The following is a 6,416-nucleotide window of genomic DNA, read 5'->3' on the forward strand; positions in this document are numbered from 1 at the left end:
GGTATTTTAGTACAAATGCCCTGTCACCTAGGAAAAACTTTTTCAGCCAGCCCTATCTAAAATATCCAATAATTCTAGGGGATGGTGAATGAGATGATCGGGGTTAAATTGGGTGAGAATTTGAGGGGAATTAAAGCCCCAAGCGACTGCCACCACTTGCACTCGACTTTTTTGGGCAGCAGTAATATCTCTGGTTTCATCGCCGACATAAATCATTTCATCGGGACAGAATTTATTTTGTCGGATCAGGCGATCGATAATTTTGTGTTTGCCGAATAAAGGCGTTCCCGAACAGATAAAATCAAATAAATTTAAGAGTTGATTATTACCTAAAAATATGGTGACATTTTCTTTGGTATTAGAAGTGATTATTCCTAATCTATAGCCTCTTTCTTTAAGAGTTGCGAGGCAGAGATGCCAGCCATGGAAGGGTTTCAGGCAGTCAATTTGTTTATTTAATTCCCGTTTAACTCGATAGAGTAAAAAAGGGATTTTAACGGGAGAAACTTGGGATTGTTTAATAATTTCTTGGGAACTAAGGTTTTTTAGTCTGGCCAAATCTTCCTCATTGACGGGTTGATAACCAAAATTTTTAGCCAAACGATTGACAATCTCCACGAAAGTATCGTGGGTATCGGCGATAGTACCATCAAAATCGAACACGACCACTTTAATTGTCATCTTGTGCGGGGTGAGGGGAATGAGCTAAATTAGCTTGGGCATTACGTCGCCACTGCTGGGGTTTAATTCGACGTAGGGCTGACGAGATAAAACGACGATCCCACTCCTCTATAGTTAGATTAGCTAATTCCTCCAACTTTGGCGAGAGGTTTTCCAGACGAGGTTGAAAATCCTCCACGTCGGTAACTTGGGCAAAACGTTGATTCCAAGGACAGACATCTTGACATATATCGCAGCCAGCTACCCAACCCTGTAAATTCTTGGCAATTTTTGTAGGCAAAGTTACAGCACGATTTTCGATGGTATGGTATGCAATACAGCGATTAGCATCCACCACAGAGGGACTAACTATTGCTTGGGTGGGACAGGCGCTTAAACAACGGCTACAGGTGCCACAATGGGCGCTATGGGGTTGATCGGGTTCTAAAGGTAAATTAGTTAATATTTCCCCTAAAAAGACCCAACTGCCGTAATTACGGGTAATTAAGTTACCATTCTTGGCAATCCAGCCGATTCCTGCTCTTTGCGCCCAAACCTTATCCTGTACTGGCCCAGTGTCCACATAGTAACGGGTTTGAATTTGCTCCCCCTGACTTTCTAACCATTGACTGAGGGCTTTTAATTTTTTACTTAATACTTTGTGATAATCCCTTCCCCAAGCATAACGGGAAATTTTGCCGTGGTTTTGTTCTTGACTGTGTTGCTGGGGGGTGTAGTAGTTAAGGGCGAGACAAATTAGCGATCGCACTTCTGGCCAAAGAGTTTTGATATCCTGTCGTTTCGGGTTAGTCATCCAATCCATATCAGCGTGATAACCCCGCTCTAACCAGCTTTTTAGATGGGATACCGCCAAGTCTTGACTATCCACAGAAGCAATACCGACCCCATGGAAGCCCAACTCTAGCGCTTTTTCTTTGATCTGTGTTTCTGTCACCATAGAAATATCTTAAGTCAAGTATTTGTAACAATTATTTACAATGATCAATTTATTGAGCCAAATCCCAGGCTCAACAGTTAGAAACCATGATCAACGAAGAAACTGTGGTTCCCGTTCCCGCTATATCGTCCTCATACTAAATCCAGTTATTAAAAACTGATTATTTATTCTCGGTTTTGCATGAGTGCATGAGTAGAAAACGGGTTTCTCCGAGAAACCCGTTTTCCGTGCGTTACTCAACGGATTTAGTATAACTATTGACTTGCTCAATTAACACCCGTCCCTAAAATGACTCGTACTTTGCTAGTACAATTATAGTAAAATAAGAAAGATTAAAACAAATAACCATGTCTCAACCGATTACCATCGAAGATATCTATAAACTTTTTGAGAAAACTAACGAAAAGTTTGAACAATCACGCCAAGAATACGATCGCCGGGCCGCCGAAGCCAAGGCCGAAGCCGATCGCCGGGCCGCTGAATATGATCGCCGGGCCGCTGAAGCCAAGGCTGAAGCCGATCGCCGTTTGGCCGAGCTAGAGAAAACAGTGGCTAATACCAGTCGTGCGGTGGATAGTTTAACCACTCGCTGGGGAAGATTTGTCGAGGAATTAGTCGAACCTGCTGTTATTAGCCTATTTCGTGCCAAAGGTATCGATGTTAAAGAAACCTACAGTCGTGCCAGGGTAAAACGGCAAGGAATAGCCATGGAGATTGACATTTTAGCCGTCGATGAAACCGAGGTAGTTTTAGTAGAATGTAAGTCTCGTTTATCGAAAGATGATGTCAACGATTTTTTAGAAAAATTAAGTCGATTTAAACAAGCATTTCCCCATTATAAAAACTATCAGGCTTATGGTGCAGTGGCGGGAATAGAAATAGATGAAGGAGTAGATCGTTATGCCTATAAACAAGGTTTATTTGTGATTAAACCATCGGGAGAAACGGTAGAAATTATTAATGATTCTGGTTTCGAGCCTAAATTATGGTAGGAGAAAGATGATACCCCCATCCGGCAAAGTATTGGCGGGAGGTCTAATTTTTCCAACCTAGGACTAGACTAACCTATGGATAGGATGCAGAATTGGTATTCATAGTCTTGCTTCAGTAACACCTTGCATAATTAATTTTTGAGGATTCAAAAACCGCAAAAATAAGGATCAAATCGCGTAAAATCTGTGAGTAGAGCATTTTAAATTTTCCTGACTACTGACGACCGGCTCCTAACCCTAACAACAATTTTTGATTTTTACCAGAGGTCTAGTAACGTCTTGTCCTAAAATTGCCAATAGCCAGTTTCAATGCACAAGAGTCTGATGGCTAAAAACTGGCTCCAGTTTTTGACCGGGATAGCAGCGCTTGATCGCAGTGGATCGTAAAATGGGATAATGCTAACTTTGAGAGTCAAAGAGACTATGAGTGAATTCGACTACGATTTAATTATTATCGGTGCTGGAGTTGGTGGCCACGGGGCAGCCCTACACGCAGTCAAATGTGGGCTAAAAACGGCTATTATCGAAGCCAAAGATATGGGAGGAACCTGTGTCAATCGAGGTTGTATTCCCTCTAAAGCTTTACTGGCAGCCTCGGGACGAGTGCGCGAATTGGCCGATAGTGACCATCTGAAAAGTCTAGGTATTGCCATCGGTGCCGTTAATTTTGACCGTCCAACAATTGCCGATCATGCTAACAACCTTGTCAGTAAAATTAGAGGCGATCTCAGTAATAGTCTTAAACGTCTCAAGGTTGATACTATCCACGGTTGGGGAAAAATCGCCGGCCCGCAAAAAGTTAGCGTCATCGGGGATAGTGGCGAAAAAATCTACACCGCTAAGGATATTATGCTCTGTCCGGGGTCGGTTCCCTTTGTCCCACCAGGGATCGAGATCGATCATAAAACGGTTTTTACCAGTGATGAGGCCGTTAGATTAGAAACTTTACCCAAGTGGATTGCAATTATCGGTAGTGGTTATATCGGTCTGGAATTTTCGGATATATACACCGCTTTGGGTTGTGAAGTGACGATGATCGAAGCTTTAGATAGTCTCATGCCTGGATTTGACCCAGAAATCTCGAAAATCGCTGAAAGAGTTCTGATTAAACCTAGAGACATCGAGACTTATGTGGGAGTTTTGGCAAAAAGTATTAAACCGGGGAATCCTGTGGCCATTGAACTGGTGGACGCAAAAAGCAAAGAAGCGATCGAAATTTTAGAAGTAGATGCTTGTTTAGTCGCTACAGGAAGAATCCCGGCGACAAAGAATCTCGGATTGGAATTTGTCGGGGTAGAACTGGATAAACGCGGTTTTATTGCCGTTAATGACAAAATGCAGGTAATTCAGGATGGTGAACCGATTCCCCATCTCTGGGCCGTGGGCGATGCTACGGGTAAAATGATGTTAGCTCACGCTGCTTCGGGTCAAGGGGTAATAGCCATTGAAAATATCTGTAATCGCCCAAAAACCATCGATTATCGCAGTATTCCCGCTGCTGCTTTTACCCACCCCGAAATTAGTTATGTGGGTTTAACGGAACCGCAAGCAGAAGTTTTGGCACAGCAAGAAGGGTATAAGGTGGCTTCTGTCAAGACCTATTTTAAGGGAAATTCTAAAGCTTTAGCGGAAGGAGAAACGGAAGGAATCGCTAAAGTCGTTTATCGTCAGGATACGGGGGAATTACTCGGTGTTCATATTATCGGTATCCACGCATCGGATTTAATTCAAGAAGCGGCCAATGCGATCGCTGAACGTAAATCTGTCCATGAACTCGCTTTCCGCATCCACACCCATCCAACTCTCTCAGAAGTCCTCGACGAAGCTTATAAACGCGCTGAAGTGGCAGCATAGAGTCAGTTATCAGTTATCAGTTATCAGTTATCAGTTATCACCGTTAAGTTTCCGACTCCTGAATTCTGACTCCTTTCCCTTTTTTTACTTTTTACTTTCAAGATTATGTTTGGATTAGGTTGGCCAGAAATAGTAATTATTGCTGTCGTTGTTCTCCTGATATTTGGACCGAAAAAAATACCCGAATTTGGGGCAGCTTTGGGGAAAACTTTACGGGGATTTAAGGAAGAAATCAATCAAGATGAGCAAGAAATTGAAGACAGTGACGAGAAAATGAGATAGATTTCGGCTCTCAGGGCGAATGCAATTCGCCCCTACAATAATATTATTGCGCCAATGGTAGGGGCGCACCGCGTGCGCCCAAAAATTGAGATGCCCCCCCTAATTTGTTAAGCTAAAGGTTTTGATGTACTTAGTTTCTAACCTTCTTTTTAGGTAGGAGAATTGCCAGATTCTTTCTTGGAGCCTCTTGCCCTCAGAAGCTGTTTACTGTTTACTGTTGACTGTTCACTGTTCACTGAATATCTGCTTCTCCCCCGACGACCACATCGCGGATACGGAGACTGGGGCCGCCGCAGCCGACGGGTAAACCACTTTGACCCCCTTTTCCGCAGCCTCCCGACTCGTCCCAGTAGAAATCATCCCCAATTGCCTCAATATTGCCTAGGGTTTTAAAGACATTACCGGAGAGAGTCACATCTTTAACGGGTTCAGCAATTTCTCCGTCGCGAATCATCCAAGCTTCCCCGGCGCTAAAAGTGAACATTTCGCCGTTAGTCATGCCTCCCTGCCAATTTTGGGCATAAACTCCCGTTTTTATCCCCGAAAATAACTCTTTAACCGCAGTGGTTCCCCGTTCAATCCAAGTGTTGGTCATGCGGACAATGGGCGGATAATGATAATTGAGACAACGGGCGTTACCGGTCGGTTTTTCGCCTAATTTGCCCGCCGTTTCCCGCGAATGCAGTCTTCCCACCAAAACCCCATCTTTAATTAACTGAGTCGTCGTCGCTGGTGTTCCCTCATCGTCATAAAAATAACTGCCCCGATGACCTTCTGGATAGGCCCCGTCAAAGATTTGCAGGTTATCTGGTCCAAAACGTTTGCCCATACTCATCACCTCCAAAAGGTCGGGATTTTCGTATAACATATCTGCCTCGGAAAGGTGGCCAAAAGCCTCATGGACGAACAGACCGGTTAAAATGGGATCGATGACGACGGTGTAGGTATCGCCCTTGACAGGGGGCAAAACTAGGGCTTGTAGGGCCCGTTTAGCCGACCCCTGCACCTGTTCCTCTAAATTGACCAGATCCTCGAAAGCTTTTCGGGATCCTGTGGTTTCCCGTCCCGTTTGTACGCTGTCCCCATCCCTAGCGGTGGCCGAAAAACGCATTTCTACGTCTGACCATTTTTGTTCGATTAAAGTCCCGTCAGAAGTACCTAAAAGAATATGTTGACTGCTATCGCTGTAACGGACGGAAGTGGTGGCAATACTGGCATGGTGTTGACGCAATAGGTTATTATAGCGATCGCAGAGGGCTTTTTTATCGGCTAATGGCACTAAACGCGGGTCTGTTCCCGTTAAAGGCAATTCACAGGAGATAATTACAGGTTCTACCGGAGCAATCAGGGTTTCTTCTTCCCCAATTAAACGGGCAGCAGCGATCGCATCTTCTAATCGTTCCTGTAAACTGGATAATTGATTAAAGCTGGCAAATCCCCAACCTCCTTTATAACAAGCGCGTACCTGACCACCGATAGCAATACCTTCGCTGAGGGTTTCCACTCGTTCGGAACGCAGTAGAATATTCGTCCCTCGCGCTTCTTCCAGACGAATTGTCAGGAAATCGACGCGGTTTTTATAACGGTTAATCAGTTCACTAATTAGGTTTTTATAGTCGTTTAGAGTATCGGTCATAGGAATTAGGAAGTGGGGTGTGGGGTGTGGGGTG

The 6,416-nt window shown here is 44.2% G+C and carries 6 protein-coding genes; 3 read left to right on the top strand and 3 right to left on the bottom strand.

The window, feature by feature from the left end:
* Window positions 1-42 precede the first annotated feature (42 nt).
* The gene (locus tag IQ224_RS08645) at window positions 43-681 is read right to left on the bottom strand and encodes an HAD-IA family hydrolase (RefSeq protein ID WP_036401080.1); all 639 of its coding nucleotides are present in this window, start codon (window positions 679-681) and stop codon (window positions 43-45) included.
* Entirely contained in the window at window positions 671-1,618 is a 948-nt protein-coding gene (gene queG / locus IQ224_RS08650; RefSeq protein ID WP_002744423.1) for a tRNA epoxyqueuosine(34) reductase QueG, read from the bottom strand. Before queG ends, IQ224_RS08645 begins: the two co-directional genes overlap by 11 nt.
* 347 nt (window positions 1,619-1,965) lie before the next feature.
* On the opposite strand from queG, the gene IQ224_RS08655 reads away from it, so the two are divergent.
* The 3 genes from IQ224_RS08655 (at window position 1,966) to tatA (ending at window position 4,746) form a co-directional block, all read left to right on the top strand.
* Window positions 1,966-2,610: a DUF3782 domain-containing protein gene (locus IQ224_RS08655; protein ID WP_193957072.1), complete on the top strand. Its 645-nt coding sequence runs from the start codon at window positions 1,966-1,968 to the stop codon at window positions 2,608-2,610.
* Window positions 2,611-3,033: 423 nt separating this feature from the next.
* Window positions 3,034-4,464, top strand: a complete 1,431-nt coding sequence (lpdA, locus tag IQ224_RS08660; RefSeq protein WP_194032838.1) for a dihydrolipoyl dehydrogenase — start codon at window positions 3,034-3,036, stop codon at window positions 4,462-4,464.
* A 105-nt stretch (window positions 4,465-4,569) separates the two neighbouring features.
* A complete protein-coding gene (gene tatA, locus IQ224_RS08665) occupies window positions 4,570-4,746 on the top strand; it encodes a twin-arginine translocase TatA/TatE family subunit (protein ID WP_002733416.1) in 177 nt (58 codons plus the stop codon).
* A 232-nt stretch (window positions 4,747-4,978) separates the two neighbouring features.
* Here tatA and IQ224_RS08670 read toward each other — a convergent pair whose 3' ends face one another.
* On the bottom strand, window positions 4,979-6,382 hold the full coding sequence (locus tag IQ224_RS08670; protein WP_194032839.1) for a TldD/PmbA family protein: 1,404 nt from the start codon (window positions 6,380-6,382) through the stop codon (window positions 4,979-4,981).
* Window positions 6,383-6,416: the final 34 nt, after the last annotated feature.

Origin of the sequence: Microcystis sp. LEGE 00066 (assembly GCF_015207925.1) — a bacterium.
Classification (GTDB): domain Bacteria; phylum Cyanobacteriota; class Cyanobacteriia; order Cyanobacteriales; family Microcystaceae; genus Microcystis; species Microcystis ichthyoblabe_A.

What these genes read in the sequence shown, in the direction of transcription:
- IQ224_RS08645 (WP_036401080.1), bottom strand. Translation starts at nt 681, where the DNA reads ATGACAATTAAAGTGGTCGTGTTCGATTTTGATGGTACTATCGCCGAT.
- IQ224_RS08655 (WP_193957072.1), top strand. Translation starts at nt 1,966, where the DNA reads ATGTCTCAACCGATTACCATCGAAGATATCTATAAACTTTTTGAGAAA.
- queG (WP_002744423.1), bottom strand. Translation starts at nt 1,618, where the DNA reads ATGGTGACAGAAACACAGATCAAAGAAAAAGCGCTAGAGTTGGGCTTC.
- IQ224_RS08670 (WP_194032839.1), bottom strand. Translation starts at nt 6,382, where the DNA reads ATGACCGATACTCTAAACGACTATAAAAACCTAATTAGTGAACTGATT.
- lpdA (WP_194032838.1), top strand. Translation starts at nt 3,034, where the DNA reads ATGAGTGAATTCGACTACGATTTAATTATTATCGGTGCTGGAGTTGGT.
- tatA (WP_002733416.1), top strand. Translation starts at nt 4,570, where the DNA reads ATGTTTGGATTAGGTTGGCCAGAAATAGTAATTATTGCTGTCGTTGTT.